Origin of the sequence: Nocardia sp. NPDC050793, from assembly GCF_040654065.1 — a bacterium.
GTDB lineage: Bacteria > Actinomycetota > Actinomycetes > Mycobacteriales > Mycobacteriaceae > Nocardia.
Window position 1 is genome coordinate 617824 of record NZ_JBFAHG010000003.1, and the last position, 21489, is coordinate 639312.

The window sequence follows — 21489 nt, forward strand, 5'->3', positions numbered from 1 at the left end:
CGCCACGCACTGAGCGGTAGCCGATAGCCGTCCGCTCGGTGGTCTGTGAAGCGAGTGCGTGGCTCGAACCCGACCTGCGCCACCGTGTCACACGGCGCGTTCTCGTGACGGAACACGGTGGCGCGGAACATCATTCGGCGATCCGGTGGGTGGTGTCGCGAACCGTGCCGACGAACTCCTCGACCAGGTCCTCCAGCGCGACGATGCCCACGGTGTTGCCCCGCGCGTCGACGACGCGACCCAGATGGCTGCTGGTGCGGCGCAAGCGGGCCAGCGCCTCGAAGAGCGTGGTGGTCGCGCCGACCGTCGGGAGCGGACGGATGTCGGTGCGCGGAATCGGCGTGCTCGGGCCCGCGGTGTCGTCGGCGACCTTGTCCAGCACGTCCTTGACGTGCAGGTAGCCGACCAGCGAACCGTCGCTCGCGCGCACCGGATAGCGGGAGAAGCCGGTCTCCGTGACCGCGGTCTCGACATCGCCGAGTGTCGTTCCGTTGCCGCGCAACGGCACCGAGCGCGTCGTGGCCAGCGGCACCATCACATCGGCGACGATCCGGTCGGAGATCCCGAGCGCCTGGGTGAGGCGGCGGTGCTCCTCCTCGTCGAGCAGTCCCTCCGAACGGGATTCACCGATCATCTCGGCGAGCTCCACGCTGGAGACCGTGGCCTCCAGCTCGTCCTTGGGCTCGATGCGCAGCAGCCGCAGCGACAGGTTGGCCGCCAGGTTGTAGATCGCGATCAGCGGGCGGGCTATCCGCAACCACATCAGATGCATCGGAACCAGCAGCAGCGCACTGCGTTCCGGACCGGCCAGCGCGATGTTCTTCGGGATCATCTCGCCGAAGAGAATGTGCAGGATCACGATGATGGTCAGCGCGAGCGCGAAGGCCACCGGGTGCAACAGCTGGTCGGGCAGGCCGAGCAGCTCGAACGGCCCCTCCAGCAGGTGCGCCACGGCGGGCTCGCCGACGCGACCGAGCAGGATCGAACAGATCGTGATGCCCAGCTGCGCGGCGGCGAGCATCATCGACAGGTTCTCCCCGGCACGGATGACCGTGGTGGCGTTGCGCTTACCCTGGGCGGCCAGCGCCTCGAGGCGATCGCGCCGCGCGGAGATCAGCGCGAACTCGGCGCCGACGAAGAAGGCGTTACCCGCCAGCAGCAGCACCGTGAGCAGGACACCGAACAGATCACCCATGGCTGTGCTCCTGCGACGTGTGAGCGATCAGCGCCTCCGGCGTGACGGGAATCAGCCGGACCCGGTCGATGCGGCGGCCGTCCATGCGTTCGACCTTGGCGATCCAGCCGCCGTCGTCGGCTTCGTACGGGTTTCGGTGGCTCGCCGTGGAATTGGGGAGCACCACCTTGTCGCCGACCACCGGAATGCGGCCGAGGCCGGTCAACACCAGACCGCCGAGGGTCTCGTATTCGCCCTCCGGCGCGTCGTAGCCGGTGGCGCGCGAGACCTCGTCGATGCGCAGCAGGCCCGAGCAGTCCCAGCCGTCGGAGACCCGCCGCACCTCGCGTTCCTCCTCGTCGTGCTCATCGCGCACGTCGCCGAGGATCTCTTCGATCAGGTCCTCCATGGTGACCAGGCCCGCGGTGCCGCCGTACTCGTCGACGACCAGCGCGACCTGCATGCCGTCGGCGCGCACGCGTTCGAGCACCTCGTCGCCGTCGAGGCTGGCGGGCACCACGGGCACGGGGCGAGCCAGCAGTTGCAGCGGGATGGTGCGGCGCACGTTCGCGGGATGGGTGAACGCCTGCTTGACGTGCACCACGCCGAGGGTGTTGTCGAGATCGCCGTCGATCACCGGGAACCGGGAGTAGCCGGTGCGGCTGGCGGCGGCGATCAGATCGGCGATGGTGTCGGACTTGTCCAGCGACTCGACCTTCACCCGCGGCGTCATCAACTCTTCGGCGCTGCGCTCGCCGAACTGCAGCGACCGGTCCATCACCAGGGCGGTGCGCTGGTCGAGCGCGCCGCGCTGCGCCGAGGTGCGCACGAGCGAACCGAGTTCCTGCGGCGAACGCGCCGAGCGCAGCTCCTCGGCGGGTTCCACGCCGAGGCGGCGCACCACCCAGTTCGCGGTGCCGTTCAGGAAGTGGATCATCCACTTGAACACCACCGAGAAGGCGATCATCGGGCCCGCGGTCATCCGCGCGGTCGCCATCGGCTTGGCGATGGCGATGTTCTTGGGCACTAGCTCGCCGTAGATCATCGACAGCGAGGTGGCCAGCACCAGGGCCAGCGCCAGCGAGACGCCGCCTGCCGCGCTCGGGTTCATGCCGACCGCGGTGAACACCGGCGCGAGTAGTCGGGCGATCACCGGCTCGGCGATGTAGCCCGTGATCAGCGTGGTGATGGTGATGCCGAGCTGGGCGCCCGACAGCTGGAACGAGAGCGTGCGGTGCGCCTGACGCACCATCCGCGAGCGCACGTCACCGGTGCGGGCGTGCGCCTCGACGGTGCTGCGTTCCAGGGCGGTGAGGGAGAATTCGGCCGCGACGAACAGCGCGGTGCCTGCGGTGAGGGCGACGAAACCGACCAGGCTGAGAATGGTGAGGACGGTGGACACGATCAACACCGCCCGCGGAGCGCGGTACTCCGGGACACGCGGGATGGAGCTGGTTCGGGCTGGCTTGCTGCGGGAAGGAGAGCGCCGGGTTTGTCACCCGGCTCGATAGAGGAGCCCTCCTGTGCGGCGCCCTCGGACGCGGGTGACAACTTGTTCCTTTCGGCATGCGGAAATCAGGGTGCCGGACAACCCGGCAACCACCATGCTACCGGCCGACGCGGTGGATCGCGTCGCCCGGTCTCCGTCCTCTTCGCGTGTCGGTGCTCACCATCCGCTTGGCAGCGGACGCCCTTCCGCGAAGCCCGCCGCGGACTGCACACCGAGCACGGCCTTGTCGTGGAACTCGGTGAGCGTGCGGGCGCCCGCGTAGGTGCAGGCGCTGCGCACACCGGAGCAGATGTGGTCGATCAGGTCCTCCACGCCGGGGCGCTCGGGGTCGAGTCGCATGCGCGAGCTGGAGATGCCCTCCTCGAACAGCGCCTTGCGGGCTCGGTCGAAACCGCTGTCGGTGGCGGTACGGGCGGCGACGGCGCGCTTGGAGGCCATGCCGAAGCTTTCCTTGTAAGCGTTGCCGTCGCGGTCCACCCGCAGGTCGCCGGGCGACTCGTAGGTGCCGGCGAACCAGGAGCCGATCATCACGTTGGACGCGCCAGCGGCCAGCGCGAGCGCCACGTCGCGCGGGTGCCGTACGCCACCGTCGGCCCAGATGTGCACGCCGAGTTCCCGTGCGGCCGTGGCGCATTCGGCTACGGCGGAGAACTGCGGGCGACCGACGCCGGTCATCATCCTGGTGGTGCACATGGCGCCGGGGCCGACGCCGACCTTGATGATGTCCGCACCTGCCGCGGCCAGATCGCGGGTGCCATCGGCGGAGACCACGTTGCCCGCCACCAGCGGCACGCCGAGGCCGAGATCGGCTACGGCGCGCAGCGTTTCGAGCATCTTCTCCTGGTGACCGTGCGCGGTGTCGATGACGAGCAGGTCGGCGCCCGAGTCGACAAGCGCCTTGGCCTTCGCGGCCACGTCGCCGTTGATGCCGACCGCGGCCGCCACGCGCAGCTTGCCGTTGCCGTCGACGTTCGGCTGGTAGATGCCTGCGCGGATGGCGCCGGTGCGGGTCATCACGCCGGCCAGCGAGCCGTCCTCGGCGGTGAGCACGGCCAAGTGTGCGTGCTCGGCCTCGAGCAGGTCGAACAGTTCGCGAGGGGAGGTGCTGGCAGGGGCCTGGACGAAATCGGTGACGGCCACCTCGCGCAAGCGGGCGAAACGGTCCACGTCGGTGCACGCGCCCTCGGTGACCACACCCACCGGCTTACCCGCGTCGACCAGCACCAGCGCGCCGTGCGCGCGCTTGTGCATCAGTGCCACGGCCTCGGAGACCGACCGATCCGGGTCGAGGGTGACCGGGGTGTCGGCGGTGAGCGAGCGGCTTTTGACGAAGGCGATGGTGTCGGCGGCCGCGGTGATCGGCAAATCCTGCGGCAGGACCACGATGCCGCCGCGCCGGGCGACGGTCTCGGCCATGCGGCGGCCCGCGACGGCGGTCATGTTCGCCACGACGATGGGAATGGTGGTGCCGGAACCGTCGGCGGTCGACAGGTCGACGTCGAAACGGGACGCGACGTCGGTCCGGTTCGGGACGAGGAAGATGTCGTCGTAGGTGAGGTCGTACGGCGGCTGGTGTCCAGGGAGAAACTGCACTTGACCCATACTAACCGGGAGTCACGAGTCGCGCGGCAATTCTCTGGCGCACCGGGCGAGGCCTTCCCGCTGAGCGGGACCGGAGGTTTGTGCGCCGCGTAACAGCGCGTGCCGGAACATGATCGGCTGCGGGGGTCGTTGGGTCGCTGGGAGTTGTTTCGTCGCGGGCTTGCGGGCGGCAATTCCGAAGGAGCGGTGGAGCTCGGCATCGTGGCACGGCGGTGTCGGCATGAGGACGAGACATCCGTGTGCGCGGCGCTCGGTGGAACCGTTTGTGTCTCAATGCATCCGGTCGCAAGGCTGCGGGTTCGCGGGCGCTGCTCCGCGAGTGACCGACGGCAATTTCGAAGGCGGCACCGCATGTGGCGAAACGGACGCAGTCGATCAGGCGGCGGCTTGTGCGCGCGACAATTGGATCGCGGTAACGCACATGACGAGCACGGCGGCCGCGGTGACCACCACCCCGAAACCGTTGGTGCGCAGCTGTTCGTCGAGCACCGTCAGGCCGAGGAATGCGGCCGCCAGCGGTTCGGCGATCGTGACGGCGGGCAGCGAGGCGGTGAGCGAACCGGCTTGGAAGGCGCGCTGCTGGAAGTAGACGCCGATCAAGCCGGCGGCGACCAGCGCCCACGTCTGCCAGCTGCCGAGGACGTGGCCGAGACCGTGCTCGAACAGATCCGTGACGTAGGAGGTCAGCGCGGCGGCCAGCCCGAACAGCGCGCCGCCCGCAGCGCCGAACAGCAGGGCGCGGAGTCCGCCCTCGGCCGTGCCGAGCGCCAGCGCGACCGCACCGCCGACCGCGCCTAGCAGAATCGCCAGCGGGACGATCCAATCACCCAGCGGCGCAGTCGAATCCCCTTCGGAAGGATTGCCGATCACGAGAAAGCAGGCCAGCGCCGCGACGAGCGCCAGCGCGCCGGCCCAGTTGCGCGCCCCGACCCGTCGGCCGTTGAGCCGCGCCGAAAGTGGCAGCGCGAACACCAGCGCACTCACCAGAATCGGCTGCACCAGCAGCACCGCCCCCAGCGCGAGCGCGACGACCTGCATCGCGTAGCCGCCCGCGTCCCCGCCGATCCCTGCCCACCACCGCGGACTGCGCAGTAGCGTCCCCACCAGCGAGTGCTCCTCCGGCACCGCCGCCGCGGCCCGATGCTGAGCTACCGCGGCCACCGCGAACAACAGCGCTGCCACGAGCGCGCAAACCACCGCCCACAACGGATCATGCACCACTCCAGTTTGCCCCGAATTAGCCAGCTCGCTGATCCGTCCGCCCCACCCGGCGCGTCGCCATTGCATCCCGGGCGTGTCGCGCAGCCCACCCAACCTCGCATGCTTTCCATACCCTTCGCAGACCTCAGAACCCGTGTGAAGCGTGCAGAAGGTCTGCGAGGACCGCTATCGGCGGGTGGAACCGGCGGTCGAGTGGGTCAGTTGGGGCGGCGGCGACGCCCGCCGGTGGTGTCTCGGGCTTCGGTGGAGCGGCGTCCGGCGCGGGTACGGGGGACGGGGGTGGAGCCGTCGGCGCGGGGTGCGCTGCGGTCGGGGGCGTCGCTGCGGCGGCGGTTCGGGGCGGTGTGTGCGGTCGATGCGCCGTCCGTGGTCGATCGGCGCGCGGGTTCGGTTGTGGCGCGGCGGTTTTCGGTCGAGCGCGGGTCGGCGGCGTGATTCCCGCGGCCCGCCGGGGGCGTGGTCGAGCGGTTGCCGCGGGACCGCCGTCCAGGACCGCGGGAGGTCGGAGTTTCGCCGGCAGACGTCGCCTCGACGGAGTGGCGGCGCGCGGTGGAGTTCGTTTCGGGGGCGGTGCGGTGCCCGTCGGTATTCGCCGCTGCCGCGGGGCGACGCCCATTGGTCGCCGCTCCCTTGGCGGCGGCGCGACGCGGGGTGGAGCCCGCTTCGGCACCGGTGCGACGCCCACTGGACTTCGCCTCGGTCGCGGCGCGGCGCCCGGTGGACCGCGTTTCGGTGCCGGCGCGGCGCCCGGTAGACCTCGCCTTGGCCTCGGCTCGAGGCTCCACCGACTGCTTCGCCACCGCCGCTCCCGGCAAAGTGACAGGCACTCCCGACGGCCGACGCGCGCCGGTGATCGCCGCCAGGCGCTTGTCGCCCGGTGTGACATCGACGCCTTCGATGTCGACCCCGGCCTTGCGGGTCATCTTCTCCACGTCGGTGCGCTCGGCCTCGGTGACCAAGGTGACGACGACGCCGTCCTCGCCAGCGCGCGCGGTGCGGCCTGCCCGGTGCAGGTAGGCCTTGGGTTCGGCGGGCGGGTCGACGTGCACGACGAGGGAGATGCCGTCCACGTGGATGCCGCGGGCGGCGACGTCGGTGGTGACGAGCACGGGCACGCTGCCGTCGGCGAACGCCGCCAGCGTCCTCGTCCGGTTGTTCTGCGCCTTGCCGCCATGTAGCGCGCCCGTCGCGATGCCGGAGGCGCGTAGTTGTTTGGCGAGCCGGTCCGCGCCGTGCTTGGTGCGCACGAACAGGATGGTGAGCCCGTCGCGGGAAGCGATCTCGGCGATCACCTCGCGCTTGTCGGCCTTGCGCACGTACAGCAGGTGGTGCGACATGGTGGTGACCGCGGCCGACGGCGGCGCGGTGGAGTGCGTGACGGGGGAGCGCAGGTAGCGCTTGACCAGCTTGTCCACCTCGCCGTCCAAGGTGGCCGAGAACAGCAGGCGCTGGCCGTCTCTCGGTGTCCGGTCGAGCAGCTTGGTGACCTGCGGCAGGAAGCCCATGTCGGCCATGTGGTCGGCTTCGTCCAACGCGGTGATCAGCACGTCGGACAGGTCGGCCGAGCCTTGCAGGATCAGGTCCTGCAACCGGCCGGGGGTGGCGATGAGCAGGTCGACTCCGCGCGCCAGCCGGTCGGCCTGCCGCTTGATCGGCGAGCCGCCCACCACCGAGGCGATGCGCAGGCCGAGGGCCAGCGCGGGCTCGTCGAGCGCGCGTTCGATCTGCGCGGCCAGCTCCCTGGTCGGCACCAGCACCAACCCGCGCGGCCTGCCGGGCTTGGCGGCGCCGCCCGCGAGGCGCGCCAGCATGGGCAGTCCGAATGCCAGCGTCTTGCCGGAACCGGTAGGTCCGCGGCCGAGCACGTCCTTGCCCGCGAGGGTGTCCGGAACCGTCGCGGCCTGGATGGGGAAGGGCGCCTCGATGCCGTCGCGGCGCAGTGCCTGGACGATCGGAACGGGCAGGCCCAGGTCAGCGAAGGTGACGCTGGGTGCCGCGGCGGCGGGCGAGGGAGTCAAAGGGGTGCAGGCCTTTCGTGTCTCGTGCGCGCGCGTGATCGGCGCGCGAACGGGCGTGGTGGTGGACGGCGACGTCCCGAGGTGAGGTGCATCGAAGGCGACCGGCGCGACGCCGGCTCGGCGATATCAGTGGTTGAACAACCGGCTGAGTTCGACCAGCCAGGGTACCGCGACGGCCAACGTGGGAACCACGAGGATGGCGATCGAGCCGAGATAGGCGGCCGACGCCACCCGGAAATCACCGATCCGTCCGCTCAGTCGCTGGATGCGAATCAGCGTGGTCGGTCCGCCCGCGGCCAGCGCGCCCTGCGGCGCGGTGGACTTCGCGCACGCCACCAGAGCCCGCGCGAGCGGCGTGGGTCCGGTGACCTTGACCGCGGAATCGTCGGCGAGCAACTCGATGAGCAGCTTCACCGAGCCGAGTGCGGCCTTGCTGCGCACCACCCGGGGAAACGCCTCGTGCACGGCGGTGAACGCCTCGAGCACCAGGTCGTGCCTGGCCCGCAGGTGCGAGCGCTCGTGGCTGACGATGGCGGTGACCTCGGAATGGTCCAGGTTGGTCAGCGTGCCCGCGCTGAGCACGACGCGCTGACGCAGGCCGGGCAGGCAATAGGCGATCGGCTCGGTGGCGGCGAGCACACGGATGTCGTGCGCGCGCCGGTGCGGGCCGCTCTGGTCGAGCAGGTCGACCAGCATGCGGTGCCTGGCCCGCCGCCTGCGGGTGTGCACACCGACGCGGATCACCGAGAAGATCAGTCGCGCGCCGATCAGCAAGGTCAGCGCGAAGACGGTGACGTAGGCCAGCCACAGGGGCAGCCCGAGGGCGTCGATCTCCCGGGTGGGGGAGGTGGTCGGACGTCCGTCGGGTCCCGGCACCAGCAGCTCGGCGGCGATGGCGAGCCCGGAACCGAAGGCGCTGAGCACGGCGGCGAGCGCGATGGCCTGCCACAGCACGAGCGCGGCGCGCGGTGTCCGGTACGGCCAGGTCGCACGGCTGAGAAGCGCAGGGGCGGGCCCCGCGAGAAGCAAGGCGAGACCGGCGAAGACCGGCGCGGTTGCGTTCATCGACTCAGCTCACTGCGTTGTGGGGACCGGCGCGCTCACGGCATTGTGAGGCCCGGGGGCCGAGAGGCCATCCCCGATACTACTTGGGCGGTGGTTGATTGCCTTCGGATGCTTCGAGCTTAGCGAGTGCCTCGCGTAGCGCATCCGCTTCGTCGCGTCCGACCTGTTCCACGAAATGCACCAAGGCGGCGGCGCGGCTGCCCGCCGCGTCGGCCTGTTGCAGCGCGTCGACCATGAGCGAGGCGACCAACTCGTCACGGGTGTGCACGGGCGCGTACCGATGCGCGCGATCGTCGCGCCGCTGGACCACCAGATTCTTCTTGGCGAGTCGCTGCAACACGGTCATCACCGTGGTGTACGCGAGTTCGCGGCGCGCGGCGAGCGCTTCGTGCACTTGCCGGACGGTCTGCGGTTCGTCGCTCGACCACAACTGGTCCATGACCGCTTTCTCGAGTTCACCGAGTCCTGCCATTCCCCAAGTTTACGGACACAACGACACGAATGCGTACTACACCCTGTCGTAACTGTTTGGTTGCTGTGTGGTATTGGTCATATCTCGCGCCCCGGATGGATCACTCCGCCGACGCGCCGGGCAGTACGTGCCGTGTACCGATCGGCACGATCATCGGCCTGCCGGACACCGGGTCTTCGAGCACCGACGCGTCCAGCCCGAAGACCTCTTTCAGCAGCGCGGCGGTGACGATGTCGGACGGGCCGCCCTGCGCGACGATCCGTCCGGCGTGCATGACGATCAGCTGATCGCTGTATCGAATGGCCAGGTTCAGATCGTGCAGCACCATCACCACGGTGCGTCCGAGCTCGTCGTGCAGCCGGTCGACCAGATCGAGGACCTCGAGCGAATGCGCGAGGTCCAGGTAGGTCGTCGGCTCGTCGAGCAGCAGGATGTCGGTGCCCTGCGCCAGTGCCATGGAGATCCATGCGCGCTGACGCTGGCCGCCGGAGAGCTCGTCGAGCGCGCGGTCGGCGAGATCGGCGATGCCGGTTTGCTCGAGCGCGGTCGTCACCTCGGCCTCGTCGGCCGCGGACCACTGCCGGATCCAGGACTGATGTGGATGACGGCCGCGCGCGACGAGATCGGCGACGGTCAGCCCCTCCGGCGCGACCGGCGTCTGCGGCAGCATGCCGACCACGCGCGCGACGTCTTTGGTCTTCATCGACGAGATGGCCTTGCCGTCCAACAGGATTCGACCCGCCCGCGGCCGCAGCAGCCTGCCGAGCGAGCGCAGCAGGGTGGACTTGCCGCAGCCGTTGGGGCCGATGACGGTGGTGATCACGCCGGGCGTGATGTCCAGGGTGAGGCCGTCGACGATGACGCGATCGCCGTAGCCGAGACTGATGCCATCGGCGGCCAGCTGGTGCGCGGCGGCGGTGGTGGTGACGGTCATGACAGGGTCGCCTTCCGATTCATACGCACGAGCAGGTACAGCAGGAACGGTCCGCCGAATCCGGCGGTCACGATGCCGACGGGCAGGTCCACCGGGAACAGCGTCCGCGCGGCCGCGTCCGCTCCGACCACCAGGATGGCACCGATCAACGCCGAGCCGATCAATGGTTCCCCCGGCGTGCGCAGCAGTCGCCGCGCGATCTGCGGCCCGGCGAGCGCGACGAACGCGACCGGACCTGCGGCCGCGGTCGCCACGGACGCGGCCACCACCGAGGCGCCGATCAGGATGGCCTGCTGGGTCTGGATCCGCACGCCGAGCACCCGGGTGGTCTCGGTGCCCAGCCGCAGCGCGGCCAAAGTGCGCGCCGAACCGAGCGCGACGAGCGCGACGAAAGCCAGCGCCAGCGCGGCGGGCACGAGCTGGTCGCGCTGCGCGCCGTTGAGCGATCCGGTCAGCCACAGCTGCGCCCTGGCGGCGTCCTGCCAGGTCCCGCGGGTGAGCACCCAGTTGATGCCCGCCATGAGCAGCGCGTTGACGCCGATGCCGATGAGCACCAGCCGCAGGCCGGTCGCGCCGAATTCGCCGGTGGCGGTGCGGCCAAGCGCGAGGACGTAGATCGCCGCGGCGGTGAGCAGTCCGCCGAGCAGCGCGGCCAGCGGCGCGCCGAAGGTGGCCGCGAAGCCCGTGGTGGCGCCGCCGCTGGCGACGAGCACCGAGACCGCGCCCAGGCTCGCGCCGGTGGTGATGCCGAGCATGTCCGGGCTGGCCAGCGGGTTGTGCAGGATCGACTGGGTGATCGCGCCCGCCAGTCCGAGCGCGGCGCCGACGACGAGGCCGGTGAGCGCACGCGGCAGCCGCGAGTCCAGCACGATGTAGCGCTGCGAGCGGCTTCCGCCGCCGGAGAGTACGTCGAGCACCCGCCCGATCGGAATGTGCGTGTCGCCCACGGCGATGTCGAGACAGAACAGCGCGAACGCGAGCGCGGCGAGCACGAGCACGATCGCGACCATGGCCGGTCGCAACACCAGCGACACCGGGCCGAGTCGCAGGGCGGGCCGCACCCGGCGCAGATTCGTCGAATCTGATTGTCGGGCGGCTGTTTTCACGCCGACATTCATCGCGACCTCCCGGCGGGCGCGGGGGTGGAGCAGCCGAGTCTCACAGGTTCACCAGCTTTCGACGGCGCACGAGCGCGATGAAGAAGGGAGCGCCGACGGCGGCCAGCATCACACCGGCCTGGAGCTCGCCCGGGCGCGCGACGAGCCTGCCCGCGGTGTCGGTGACGAGCAACAGCAGCGCGCCGATCAACCCCGAATACGGCACCAGCCAACGGAAGTCGGGCCCGGTGATCATCCGCGCCAGGTGCGGGACGATGAGGCCGAGGAAGGCGATCGGCCCCACGGCGGCGGTCGCGGCGCCGCACAGCAGCACCACCGCGGTGAGTCCGAGGGCGCGGCTGCGGCCGATGTGCACGCCGAGCCCGCGCGCCACCTCGTCGCCGAGGGTGAGCAGGTTGAGTCCGGGCGCGGCCGCGACGGCGAGCGCGAGCCCGGCCGCCAGGAATGGCAGCACCTGCCAGAACACCTGGGCGTCTCGCCCGGCGACCGCGCCGACGACCCAGAAGCGGTAGGTGTCCAGCGCCGCGGGGTCGAGCAGCACGATGGCATTCGTCATCGCCTGGAGCAACGCGGTGAGCGCCGCGCCCGCGAGCACCAGGCTGAGCGGACTGGCCTTGCCGCCGCCGAGGGAGGAGAACCCGAAGACGGCGAGTCCGGTCAGCAGCGCTCCGGCGAAGGCGAACCAGATGTACTGCTCGGGCAGGGTGAAGCCGAATACGTACATGCTCAGCGCGGCGAGAAACGCTGCGCCGGAATTGAGTCCGAGCAAGCCCGCGTCGGCGAGCGGGTTGCGGGTGTAGCCCTGAATCAGCGCGCCGGTGATGCCGAGCGCCATCCCGGTGACCACCGCGAGCGCCGTGCGGGGGAGTCGCAGCGACCGCACGATCTGCTCCTCGACGGTCTGCGCGGGGCAGCTGAACGGGCCGCCCTGGCAGGTCAGCGCGTCGTGCACGGCGTCGTAGACGGTGCCGGGCGCGAGCGAGCGGGAACCGAGCGCGATGCTGGCCACCGCGGCGAGCGTGAGCAGCGCGAACAAGAGGACGAGACCGGTCAGGCGACGCCGCCTCACGGTGCCAAGGGGTGTCACGGCGACGAACTGCTCCTGACTCGATGTGCTGCCGACTTCACGTAGCCCTGGGCTTGCCAGGTTGGGTAAGCCTAACCTATCTTCCGAATCCGACTTCTATGAGGAGCCGACCCCGAGGAGGTTCGATGCTCGAGCCATTGACAACCCGCCAGGCCCGCGACGCCGAGGCGCCGTTCGGTCGCGCCTGCAACCGGCTGCGGGCATTGCAGCCGGAGCATCCGCGAGTGTATGCCGTTGCCGCGATGGCCGATCAGGGCAAACGCCGGTGGTGGAAGCTGTCGGAAGGCTTGCGCGAGGGCCGGATCGAGCTGATGTACCGCCGCCACGCCGCCGAGATGATCAGCGCCGACACCGCCGCCGAGGTGGTCGCGACCGCGCTCATCCACGCGGTGATCGGCCGGGTGGCCGCGCTGCTCGTCGCCGAGGGCAAGGCGTGGGATCCCGGCCTGGAGAACCTGTGGGTGCACCACGACAACGACGGCGGTATCGACTGGGCCGGCTTGGAGGACACCACGATTCGAGTGATCGATAGCGAAAGCCGCGCCGGCCGCGCCGGTGTCGTGACGCTGCCGTGCGAGCGCGCCATGTTCGTCTGGCTGGCCCACCGCTGCGAGCCCTCGCTGACCTTGATCCAACAGGGTCTGGCCAAGTGCTCCGGACTGAGCTCGCGGCGATTCTGGTCGCTGGTGGGCGAATCCCTCGTGGGCGCGGCGACCTACGTGCCCGCTCTGGCCCGCACCGACGCCGAGGACGGCGCCCGCCGCGGCCAGGGACTGCTGCTCGCGCTGGAGGAGCGCGGCCTGCCGGTCCGGCGCACCGCCTGCCTGGTCCGCTGAGTCCACCGTCGTTCGCCGCGCGTCCGTTTCGTCGTCACCTACGCCGGGTATGTTGCGCGCTGGTGAACCGCGGCCGATGCTGACGCGGCGCGGCGATGTCCGGGAAGGCCCGATCGTCAGCGCGAGGAGTGGCTATGAGTACGCAGCTGATGATCGTGGAGGACGACGACCGGGTGCGGACCGCCCTGCGGCTGGCGATGGAGGACGAGGGCTACGACGTCGCCGAGGCGGAAGCCGCGGAATCCGCGCTGGATCACCTGCGCGACAACGGCGCACCGGACGTGATGATCATCGACCTGGTGCTCGGCGGTATGGACGGCTTCACCTGCATCAGGGAGATCCGGCGCGACCACCAGGTGCCCATCATCGTGGTGAGCGCCCGCGACGACACCCACGACGTGGTGGCCGCCCTGGAGGCGGGCGCGGACGATTTCGTCACCAAGCCGTTCGAGGTCAAGGAGATCACCGCCCGGATGCGGGCGCTGCGCCGGCGCGCGGGTCTGACCGCCGAACGCGATGCGCCGCAAGACATCCTGCTGGACGCCGCGCGTCGCATCGTGCTTTCGCCACAGCGCGGCATCGCACGGTGCGGCGGGGACGACCTGCACCTCACGCTGACCGAGTTCCGGCTGCTCTGCGAGCTGGCCGAGAATCCGGGCTTCGTGCTGAGCCGCGCCGTGCTGCTGGACCGGGTCTGGGACCGCGGCTTCTTCGGCGACGAGCGGATCGTCGACGTGCACATGCGACGGCTGCGCACCAAGATCGAGCGCGACGCCTCCGACCCCCGCCTGATCGTCACCGTGCGCGGCCTCGGCTACCGCCTCGATGTCCAGGAGTGATCGCCGCTGCGCGCCGACCCCGTTGCGAAGTCTGCGGGGGCGCGTCGTCTTCGCGTTCGCGTCGAGCGCGAGCCTGGTGGCCTTGGTCCTGGTGGCGGCGGTGTTCCTGATCGGGCGTGACTACATGGAATCCCAGCGTGTCCGCGCGGTGGAGCGCGGCGCGGAGGCGCACGCCGAAATGCTCGGTACGCTGCTCGACGAACCGGGCGTGACCGGCGCCGCCGCCCTCGGCGCGCTGAGCCCGCCCGCAGGCACGGTGGTGCTGCTGCGGTGGAACTCCGAATGGTTCAGCAGCGACCCGGATTTCGACGCCGACCCGGCGGTGGTGCTGCCGCGGGGGCACGGCAGGCGCGGCCCCGGCCCCACCGAACGCGTCACCCTGGACGGGCGGTCGTACCTGCGCACCGGGGTGGCGCTCGGCGAAAAGGGCGGCGTGCTCTACGAATTCGCCCCGCTGGCCGAACTCGAGGCCACCCTGCGCATGCTGCGCAACGTACTCGTCGTCTGCGGGCTCGGCGCGGTCGCGATCGGCGCGGCGCTCGGTGTGTGGGCCAGCAGGCACGCGCTGAAACCGCTGCGCCAGGTGGCCGGGACCGCGGCGCGCATCGCCGCGGGCGAGCACGAGATCCGGCTGCCGCGCTCGCGCGACCGCGACCTGTCGACCACGGTGGACGCGTTCAACGCCATGGTCGACGCACTGCAGCAGCGCATCGAACGGGAACGCAGGCTGGTCTCCGACATCGGCCACGAACTGCGCACCCCGCTGACCACGCTGACCACCGGGGTCGCCGTGCTGACCAGGAACACCGAGGAACTGCCCGAGCGGTCACGCCAGGCCTTGGGGCTGGTGAACGCCGAACTCGACCACCTGCGGCGGCTGCTCGAGGACCTGCTCGCGCTGGCCAGGGCGGAGGCGGGCATTCACCGCTCGGATCTGGAGCCGCTCTCCCTCGCGGACCTGCTGACCAACACCCTGGCGGCACGGGCCTACGACACCGGGCTGCTGCACGTCGAGGACGACGTCGTCGTCGACGGCCGCAAGATCGAGCTGGAACGCGCGGTGGCGAATCTGCTGGAGAACGCGGACCGGCACGGCGAGGGCGTCGTCGCGGTGCGCGTCGGCAGGGAGGGTTTGCGCGCCGTGCTCACCGTCGACGACGCGGGTCCCGGTGTGCCGGAAGCGGACCGGGCGCGCATCTTCGAGCGCTTCGCGACCGTCCGCACCGGCCGGCGTTCGACGGCGGGTACCGGCATCGGGCTCGCCCTCGTCGCCGAGACGGTGGCCGCGCACCGCGGCAGCATCGCATGCCTGGAACGGCCGGCGGGCGGCGCCCGTTTCGTCGTATGGCTGCCTGCGGCGGCGGTCACGAGTTCGTCATGAAATCGCAATCCGAACGATCGAATCACCGCAACGAATTTCGGTCATCATGATCAGCGTGCGGCAGCGCACCGAACCGGTCACCGGAATCTCCGGCCGGACATCGTCGTTCGTCACGGAGGAGGACGCTGCGCGTCGCCTGAGGCGGGTCATCCGCTCGATGGGCCGAGCGCGCGACCGACGAATCAGGCGGTGTGCCACCGGCGATTCCGGTGCCCGACCGGTGGTCCCGCTCCTCTAGCGGGATATGGCCGATCCTTCGACGAGGTCCGCGGGCGCTCGCGTTCTCTCGGCGCACGACGCCGGGGCCCGGCGTAACGACGCCGGGCCCCGATGCTGCTGGTCGCCGAATCAGCCGATGCTGAAAGGCTGGCCCCACAGCGTGACGACCGACATGACGTTGCTGGTCTCGACCTTCACCCTGACGAACGAGCGCGCCTGCGCGTACCCGCCGCAGCCGGACAAGCCGATGGTCTCGTCCGCCCAGGTGACGCTGCCGGTGGTGCCCTTGAACTTGTTGCGCCGCTCGTGCGACTCGTTGCCGAAGTCGTCGGCCTCCTCGATGTCGAGGACGTAGAACGACCTGGCCTGACCGGGGCCGAGCGAGAGCTCGCCGCCGCTCTCGGCGCCGACGTTCCCTTCGACCTGGTCGCCGCTCCAGTCGAGCTCGCCGGTGACGCCGCCCTCGACGCCGCCGCCGTCGATATTGACCTGGCAGCCGACGACGTAGCCCGGATAGATCTTGCCGCCCTTGGCATTCGAGCCGGACAGCTCGACCTGCGCGCTGGCCGACACCCAGGCGTTGCGGTGCACCGGGGTCGAGCCGAGGGACGGGCTGATGGTGGCGGATTCGCCGACCAGGCGCACCGTGACGACGGTGCCGTCGGACAGGGTCTTGGTGAGCTGGCCGCCCGGCAGCGGCACGAAGGTGTCGGCGTGCGCGGCGCCGGTGGAGAACAGGCCCATCGCGAGAGTGGCCGCGGCTCCGAGGCCCGCCGCTCGTGCGATGCTCTTGCGATCGATCATTGTGGTGTTGCCCCTCTAGGGTTGAAGTCGCTTCGGCGCGAGTGTGTTTCGTGGACCACTGCCGGAATCAGCCGATGCTGAACGGCATCCCGTAGAGGGTGGTCTTGGAGTAGTGGTCGCCGATGATCTCGACGACGGTGTAGGCGCGGGCCTGGGCGTAGCCGGCGCAGCCCTGGATCTCGATCTCCACGTCCTGGTACTCGACCGAGTACACGCCCGGTTTCAGGATGTCCTTGTAGTCGATCTGCACGAACTTCACCTGGCCGGGACCGAGCTCGAGGCCGATCGAGCCGCCGAGGCTGCCGCCGCTGAGATCGATGCCGCCGGAGAGACCCGCGCTGATCGCGTCGTCGCCGATGCTCACCTGGCAGCCGACGATGTAGCCGGTGTTCAGCTGGGAGGCGCCGTGCGTCGAGGAGTTGTTGGTGCCAGGCCCGTTGGCGGGACCGTTGTTGGGACCGACCTCGCCCTCCGGGGTGACCGTGACGTCCGCGACGACGGTGCCCGAGACCCAGGCGACCCGGCCCGCGCCGTTGGCGGCCAGCGAGGGCGAGATCACCGCGCGCTCACCGGTCCTGGCGATCGTGACGCCCGCTCCGACCCGCTCGCCGTTCGGCAGCGGCACGAAGGTGTCCGCGTCAGCGGCGCCGGTGGACAGCAGGCCCATGGCAACGGCCGCGGCGGCGCCGACACCGGCGATGCGGCCGCCGCCGCGCAGACCGCTGGAGCGATTCATGCTCATACTTCCCCTCATCAGATCTCGAACGGTGCGCCTCGGCGTTCGAGGCGTCACCGCCTCCGCGAGGTGCACTCGAGCTTGTCGAATCGCGTTGTCCGACCGATGAACCGGCGTCGCCCGCGCCGATGAACGCTCCCCGAAGGTCGCGTGTCCGGTTCTTTGCGATCGTGTGTCGACGGTCGACATGAAGTCGACATGTGGTGTGACAGCAGGAAATTGGAACGGATAGCGGTGAGATCGGCGGCGCGGGAAAGTAAAGAGCGACGGGCTCCACGTTGGGACGTGGAGCCCGTCGCGGCAGTGGATCGGGGTCACCGCAGCCCTCGGGACTCGCTCGATCCTGACGCCGGAATTAGTATAGGTCAGGCTTACCTAACTTGGCAACAGGCTGTTTCTCCGGCGTGTCCTGTGAGATTTTTCGCCCTCCGCGGTCCTGGCGCGTCGAATCGGCGCGGTCCTAGTCTGTCGCCCCGACACGAGTCGCGAGATCCCCTGACCCAAAGGGATATTCGTCGTAAACCGTACAGACCGGCGCGTCGACCACCGCCGAGTACCGATCCGTCCGGGCACGTGTCGGGACCGTGTGTGCCGATGCCGAGGAGCAGTATCCGCTTTGTCCGTTCACCGTTCGTTCCGGTCGCGCTCGATCACCGCGCTGTTCGCCGCGACCGTTTTGCTCGCCGTGCTCTCCTGTAGCGCTGAACAGCCTGGCCTGCGCGGTCATATCGAGAGTCCGTCCCCGCACGTCCCCGCGCACTGGGACTACGACGCGGAGGGGCCCGATCACTGGGCCGACCTGGACCACGACTTCCTGACCTGCCGCAGCGGCCACGAGCAGTCGCCGGTCGATCTGTCCGGTTCCGCCCGGCTCGACCCCGCCGACCACATCGATGTCGACTACCGGCCGATCTCCGGGGTCCGGCTGATCAACAACGGTCACACCGTGCAGGCCGAACTGCCTGCGGGGAGCGGCAACCGCATCCTCGTCGCGGGCGAGCCCTACGACCTGCTCCAATTCCACTTCCATCTACCTGGCGAGCACACCGTCGACGGCCACGGCGCCGCGATGGAACTGCACCTGGTGCACAAGAACGCCGCGGGACGGATCGCGGTGCTCGGCGTGCTGATGGAGTCGGGTGCGGGCGCCTCGGTGTTCGGGCCGATCCTGGCCGCCGCGCCGAAGACCTCGGACGCCGCCGTCGACTTCGGCGGCCCGCTGGATCCGTCGGCGTTCCTGCCCGCAGCGCGGGATCAGTTCCGCTACAACGGTTCCCTCACCACGCCGCCGTGCAGCGAGGGCGTGTCCTGGACGGTGCTCAGCACGCCCGTGACGGTCGCGCCGGGCGAGGTCGAGCTCTACCACGGGCTGTTCGCGCACAGCAACCGGCCGACTCAGCCGCTGAACGGCCGGACGGTCACGCTGGCCGGGAACTGAACCCGCCGCGCCCTGCGGTTTCGTCGGGTGTAAAGCTGGGGTCATGTCGCAACAGGAGACCGGGGCCGTGCGTTCGCTGGCCGATGTCACGCCGGAGATGATGAACGAGCTCAGCGAGGGCACCTTCGCGGACCTGATCGGCCTGCGATACACCGAGCTCAGCGGGGAGCGGGTGCGCGGCGAGTGGGTCGTCAAGCCGCACCTCTACCAGCCGGCGGGCATCCAGAACGGCGGCGTCTACTGCACCGTCATCGAGACGCTCGCCAGCGTGGGCGGCGGCTTCTGGTACGGCGAGCGCGGCACCGTCGTCGGCGTGAACAACAACACCGACTTCCTGCGCGCCGTGCGCGAGGGCACCCTCTACGGCGAGGCGACCCCGGTGCACCAGGGCCGCACTCAGCAGCTGTGGCAGGTCGTGATCACCGACGAGCAGCAGCGGGTGGTGGCCCGCGGCCAGGTGCGCCTGCAGAACCTGCCCAAGCGCGACTGAGCCTGCGCCGTCGAGCGGCGACGCCGGATCGGGCGTGCCAGAATGGCCCTCACCCGTCCACCGACCGGTGAGGAGCCCCGATGCGACTGTCGCCGCACGAGCAGGAGCGCCTATTGCTGAGCTACGCCGCCGAACTGGCCAGGCGCAGGCAAGCACGCGGGCTCGAGCTCAACCATCCCGAGGCGGTCGCGCTCATTACCGATCACGTGCTCGAGGGCGCGCGCGACGGCAGGACCGTCGCCGAGCTGATGTCGTCCGGGCGCACGGTGCTGCGTCGCGACGACGTGATGGCGGGTGTGCCGGAGATGATCCACGATGTGCAGGTGGAGGCGACCTTCCCGGACGGCACCAAGCTCGTCACCGTCCACCACCCGATCGCCTAGGGCGTACCGCCGCCTTCGCTCCGGCCGTGCGCGGTCTGCGGACGGACTGCGTCCGGCAGCGCCATCTGAGAGGACACCGTGATTCCTGGCGAATACTTCTGCGCGGAGGGCGAGATCGAGCTGAACGCGGGCCGCGACCGCATCGAGCTCGACGTGGTGAACACCGGCGACCGGCCCGTACAGGTCGGCAGCCACGTGCACTTCCCGCAGGCCAACGCCGCGCTCGACTTCGACCGCGTCGCCGCGCACGGGCGGCGGCTGGACATCCCCGCGGGCACCGCGGTGCGTTTCGAACCCGGTCTCGGCCAACGGGTTTCGCTGGTGCCGCTGGGCGGGACCCGCGAGGTGCACGGCATCGGCCTGACGCCGCCGGGGTCGCTCGACGCGCCGTCGACCACCGAGGGGGAGCGGTGAGCGCACTCAGCAGGGCCCGCTACGCCGAACTGTTCGGGCCGACCGTTGGTGACCGAATCCGGTTGGCGGACACCGATCTGATCATCGAGATCACCGAAGACCGCTGCGGCGGACCGGGTCTCGCGGGTGACGAGGCCGTGTTCGGCGGCGGCAAGGTGTTGCGCGAATCCATGGGCCAGTCCCGCGCGACCCGCGCCGATGGTGCGCCGGACACGGTCGTCACCGGCGCGGTGATCATCGATCACTGGGGAATCGTCAAGGCCGACATCGGCATTCGCGACGGACGCATCTGTGGCATCGGGAAGGCCGGCAATCCCGACACCATGTCGGGCGTGCACCCGGATCTGGTGGTCGGCCCGTCCACCGAGATCATCGCGGGCAACGGCCGTATCGTCACCGCCGGCGCCATCGACTGCCACGTGCACTTCATCTGCCCGCAGCTGATGGACGAGGCGCTCGGCGGCGGCATCACCACCCTCGTCGGCGGCGGCACCGGGCCCGCCGAGGGTTCCAAGGCGACCACCGTCACCCCCGGCGCCTGGCATCTGGCCCGCATGCTGGAGGCCACCGATCACTGGCCGCTGAACATCGCGCTGCTCGGCAAAGGAAACACCGTCAGCGAAGAAGCCATGTGGGAGCAATTGCGCGCGGGCGCATCGGGTTTCAAGCTGCACGAGGACTGGGGGTCGACACCGGCGGCGATCGACGCCTGCCTGCGGGTCGCGGATGCTTCCGGCGTGCAGGTGGCGCTGCATTCGGACACCTTGAACGAGGCCGGATTCGTCGAGGACACCCTCGCCGCCATCGCCGGACGCGGTATCCACGCCTATCACACCGAGGGTGCGGGCGGCGGGCACGCACCGGACATCATCACCGTCGCCGCGCATCCCAACGTGCTGCCGAGTTCGACCAACCCGACCCGTCCGCACACGGTCAACACCCTCGACGAGCACCTGGACATGCTCATGGTGTGCCACCACCTGAGCCCGTCCATTCCGGAGGACCTCGCGTTCGCGGAGAGCCGGATTCGCCCGTCCACCATCGCCGCCGAGGACCTGCTGCACGATCTCGGCGCCATCTCCATGATCGGCAGCGATTCGCAGGCGATGGGACGGATCGGCGAGGTGGTGCTGCGCACCTGGCAGACCGCGCACGTGATGAAGCGCCGTCGCGGGTCGCTGCCTGGCGACGGCGCCGCCGACAACGTCAGGGTGCGCCGCTACGTCGCCAAGTACACGATCTGTCCCGCGATCGCGCACGGCATGGACCACGAGATCGGCTCGGTCGAAGTCGGCAAGCTCGCCGACCTGGTGCTGTGGGACCCGGCGTTCTTCGGTGTGCGCCCGCACGCCGTGCTCAAGGGCGGCGCGATCGCCTGGGCGGCGATGGGCGACGCCAACGCCTCCATCCCCACGCCGCAACCGGTGCTGCCGCGCCCGATGTTCGGCGCGGCCGCGCCGGTCGCCGCCGCCACCTCGCTGCACTTCGTCTCCGAGCAGGCCGTCGAATCCGGTCTGGCGGATCGCCTGGCGGTGCGGCGGAAGCTGGTGCCGGTCAGGAATGTTCGCCGACTCACCAAGTCCGACATGCCGCTCAACGACGCGATGCCGCGCATCGAGGTGGACCCGGACACCTTCACCGTCCGGGTCGACGGCGAGGTGTGGGCCGAGCAGCCCGCGACGGAACTGCCCATGGCCCAGCGGTATTTCCTCTTCTGACCGGCGTTGACGGACGCGTTCGTCGACTGC

20 protein-coding genes are annotated in these 21489 nt (G+C 70.2%); 8 read left to right on the plus strand and 12 right to left on the minus strand.

What is annotated here, in order from left to right; translation table 11 throughout:
* Positions 1–130: 130 nt before the first annotated feature.
* The 10 genes from AB0H50_RS13390 to AB0H50_RS13435 all read right to left on the minus strand — a co-directional run bounded on the left by AB0H50_RS13390 (position 131) and on the right by AB0H50_RS13435 (position 12201).
* On the minus strand, positions 131–1195 hold the full coding sequence (locus AB0H50_RS13390; protein WP_357450911.1) for a hemolysin family protein: 1065 nt from the start codon (positions 1193–1195) through the stop codon (positions 131–133).
* A complete protein-coding gene (locus AB0H50_RS13395; RefSeq protein ID WP_357450914.1) occupies positions 1188–2576 on the minus strand; it encodes a hemolysin family protein in 1389 nt (462 codons plus the stop codon). Before AB0H50_RS13395 ends, AB0H50_RS13390 begins: the two co-directional genes overlap by 8 nt.
* Before the next feature lie 264 nt (positions 2577–2840).
* Entirely contained in the window at positions 2841–4277 is a 1437-nt protein-coding gene (locus AB0H50_RS13400; RefSeq protein WP_357450916.1) for a GuaB1 family IMP dehydrogenase-related protein, read from the minus strand.
* A gap of 384 nt (positions 4278–4661) precedes the next feature.
* Positions 4662–5504, minus strand: coding sequence for a DMT family transporter (locus AB0H50_RS13405; protein ID WP_357450919.1), 843 nt, complete (start codon positions 5502–5504; stop codon positions 4662–4664).
* A gap of 200 nt (positions 5505–5704) precedes the next feature.
* A complete protein-coding gene (locus AB0H50_RS13410; RefSeq protein ID WP_357450921.1) occupies positions 5705–7525 on the minus strand; it encodes a DEAD/DEAH box helicase in 1821 nt (606 codons plus the stop codon).
* Between the two features lie 126 nt (positions 7526–7651).
* On the minus strand, positions 7652–8590 hold the full coding sequence (locus AB0H50_RS13415) for a M56 family metallopeptidase (RefSeq protein ID WP_357450924.1): 939 nt from the start codon (positions 8588–8590) through the stop codon (positions 7652–7654).
* Between the two features lie 79 nt (positions 8591–8669).
* Positions 8670–9062 (minus strand): BlaI/MecI/CopY family transcriptional regulator, encoded by a 393-nt coding sequence (locus AB0H50_RS13420; RefSeq protein WP_067778283.1) that lies wholly within the window; start codon positions 9060–9062, stop codon positions 8670–8672.
* A 100-nt stretch (positions 9063–9162) separates the two neighbouring features.
* Positions 9163–9996 (minus strand): ABC transporter ATP-binding protein, encoded by an 834-nt coding sequence (locus tag AB0H50_RS13425; protein WP_357450927.1) that lies wholly within the window; start codon positions 9994–9996, stop codon positions 9163–9165.
* A complete protein-coding gene (locus AB0H50_RS13430; RefSeq protein ID WP_357450930.1) occupies positions 9993–11102 on the minus strand; it encodes an iron chelate uptake ABC transporter family permease subunit in 1110 nt (369 codons plus the stop codon). The genes AB0H50_RS13425 and AB0H50_RS13430 overlap by 4 nt, the downstream gene beginning before the upstream one ends.
* 52 nt (positions 11103–11154) lie before the next feature.
* On the minus strand, positions 11155–12201 hold the full coding sequence (locus AB0H50_RS13435; protein WP_357450933.1) for an iron ABC transporter permease: 1047 nt from the start codon (positions 12199–12201) through the stop codon (positions 11155–11157).
* Between the two features lie 125 nt (positions 12202–12326).
* Between AB0H50_RS13435 and AB0H50_RS13440 the strand changes: the two genes are divergently transcribed.
* From AB0H50_RS13440 to AB0H50_RS13450, 3 genes are all read left to right on the plus strand, one after another.
* On the plus strand, positions 12327–13037 hold the full coding sequence (locus AB0H50_RS13440) for a hypothetical protein (protein WP_357450936.1): 711 nt from the start codon (positions 12327–12329) through the stop codon (positions 13035–13037).
* A 134-nt stretch (positions 13038–13171) separates the two neighbouring features.
* The gene (locus AB0H50_RS13445; protein ID WP_357450939.1) at positions 13172–13876 is read left to right on the plus strand and encodes a response regulator transcription factor; all 705 of its coding nucleotides are present in this window, start codon (positions 13172–13174) and stop codon (positions 13874–13876) included.
* Positions 13863–15257 (plus strand): HAMP domain-containing sensor histidine kinase, encoded by a 1395-nt coding sequence (locus tag AB0H50_RS13450; protein WP_357450942.1) that lies wholly within the window; start codon positions 13863–13865, stop codon positions 15255–15257. The genes AB0H50_RS13445 and AB0H50_RS13450 overlap by 14 nt, the downstream gene beginning before the upstream one ends.
* A 348-nt stretch (positions 15258–15605) precedes the next feature.
* On the opposite strand, the gene AB0H50_RS13455 is transcribed toward AB0H50_RS13450, so the two are convergent.
* Together AB0H50_RS13455 and AB0H50_RS13460 are read right to left on the minus strand one after the other, a co-directional pair.
* A complete protein-coding gene (locus tag AB0H50_RS13455) occupies positions 15606–16280 on the minus strand; it encodes an MspA family porin (protein ID WP_357450945.1) in 675 nt (224 codons plus the stop codon).
* Positions 16281–16347: 67 nt separating this feature from the next.
* Positions 16348–17022, minus strand: coding sequence for an MspA family porin (locus tag AB0H50_RS13460; protein WP_357450948.1), 675 nt, complete (start codon positions 17020–17022; stop codon positions 16348–16350).
* Between the two features lie 610 nt (positions 17023–17632).
* On the opposite strand from AB0H50_RS13460, the gene AB0H50_RS13465 reads away from it, so the two are divergent.
* The 5 genes from AB0H50_RS13465 to AB0H50_RS13485 all read left to right on the plus strand — a co-directional run bounded on the left by AB0H50_RS13465 (position 17633) and on the right by AB0H50_RS13485 (position 21459).
* Positions 17633–18454, plus strand: coding sequence for a carbonic anhydrase family protein (locus AB0H50_RS13465; protein ID WP_357450950.1), 822 nt, complete (start codon positions 17633–17635; stop codon positions 18452–18454).
* Positions 18455–18497: 43 nt separating this feature from the next.
* Positions 18498–18944: a PaaI family thioesterase gene (locus tag AB0H50_RS13470; protein ID WP_357450953.1), complete on the plus strand. Its 447-nt coding sequence runs from the start codon at positions 18498–18500 to the stop codon at positions 18942–18944.
* 80 nt (positions 18945–19024) lie between these two features.
* A complete protein-coding gene (locus AB0H50_RS13475) occupies positions 19025–19327 on the plus strand; it encodes an urease subunit gamma (protein ID WP_357450956.1) in 303 nt (100 codons plus the stop codon).
* 78 nt (positions 19328–19405) lie between these two features.
* On the plus strand, positions 19406–19741 hold the full coding sequence (locus AB0H50_RS13480) for an urease subunit beta (protein ID WP_357450959.1): 336 nt from the start codon (positions 19406–19408) through the stop codon (positions 19739–19741).
* Positions 19738–21459: an urease subunit alpha gene (locus tag AB0H50_RS13485; protein ID WP_357450962.1), complete on the plus strand. Its 1722-nt coding sequence runs from the start codon at positions 19738–19740 to the stop codon at positions 21457–21459. The genes AB0H50_RS13480 and AB0H50_RS13485 overlap by 4 nt, the downstream gene beginning before the upstream one ends.
* Positions 21460–21489 lie beyond the last annotated feature (30 nt).

Bases quoted from the DNA above. Each gene is read 5' to 3' on its own strand.
- AB0H50_RS13390 (WP_357450911.1), bottom strand. From the start codon at position 1,195: ATGGGTGATCTGTTCGGTGTCCTGCTCACGGTGCTGCTGCTGGCGGGT.
- AB0H50_RS13415 (WP_357450924.1), bottom strand. From the start codon at position 8,590: ATGAACGCAACCGCGCCGGTCTTCGCCGGTCTCGCCTTGCTTCTCGCG.
- AB0H50_RS13420 (WP_067778283.1), bottom strand. From the start codon at position 9,062: ATGGCAGGACTCGGTGAACTCGAGAAAGCGGTCATGGACCAGTTGTGG.
- AB0H50_RS13425 (WP_357450927.1), bottom strand. From the start codon at position 9,996: ATGACCGTCACCACCACCGCCGCCGCGCACCAGCTGGCCGCCGATGGC.
- AB0H50_RS13440 (WP_357450936.1), top strand. From the start codon at position 12,327: ATGCTCGAGCCATTGACAACCCGCCAGGCCCGCGACGCCGAGGCGCCG.
- AB0H50_RS13445 (WP_357450939.1), top strand. From the start codon at position 13,172: ATGAGTACGCAGCTGATGATCGTGGAGGACGACGACCGGGTGCGGACC.
- AB0H50_RS13450 (WP_357450942.1), top strand. From the start codon at position 13,863: ATGTCCAGGAGTGATCGCCGCTGCGCGCCGACCCCGTTGCGAAGTCTG.
- AB0H50_RS13455 (WP_357450945.1), bottom strand. From the start codon at position 16,280: ATGATCGATCGCAAGAGCATCGCACGAGCGGCGGGCCTCGGAGCCGCG.
- AB0H50_RS13460 (WP_357450948.1), bottom strand. From the start codon at position 17,022: ATGAGCATGAATCGCTCCAGCGGTCTGCGCGGCGGCGGCCGCATCGCC.
- AB0H50_RS13470 (WP_357450953.1), top strand. From the start codon at position 18,498: ATGTCGCAACAGGAGACCGGGGCCGTGCGTTCGCTGGCCGATGTCACG.
- AB0H50_RS13475 (WP_357450956.1), top strand. From the start codon at position 19,025: ATGCGACTGTCGCCGCACGAGCAGGAGCGCCTATTGCTGAGCTACGCC.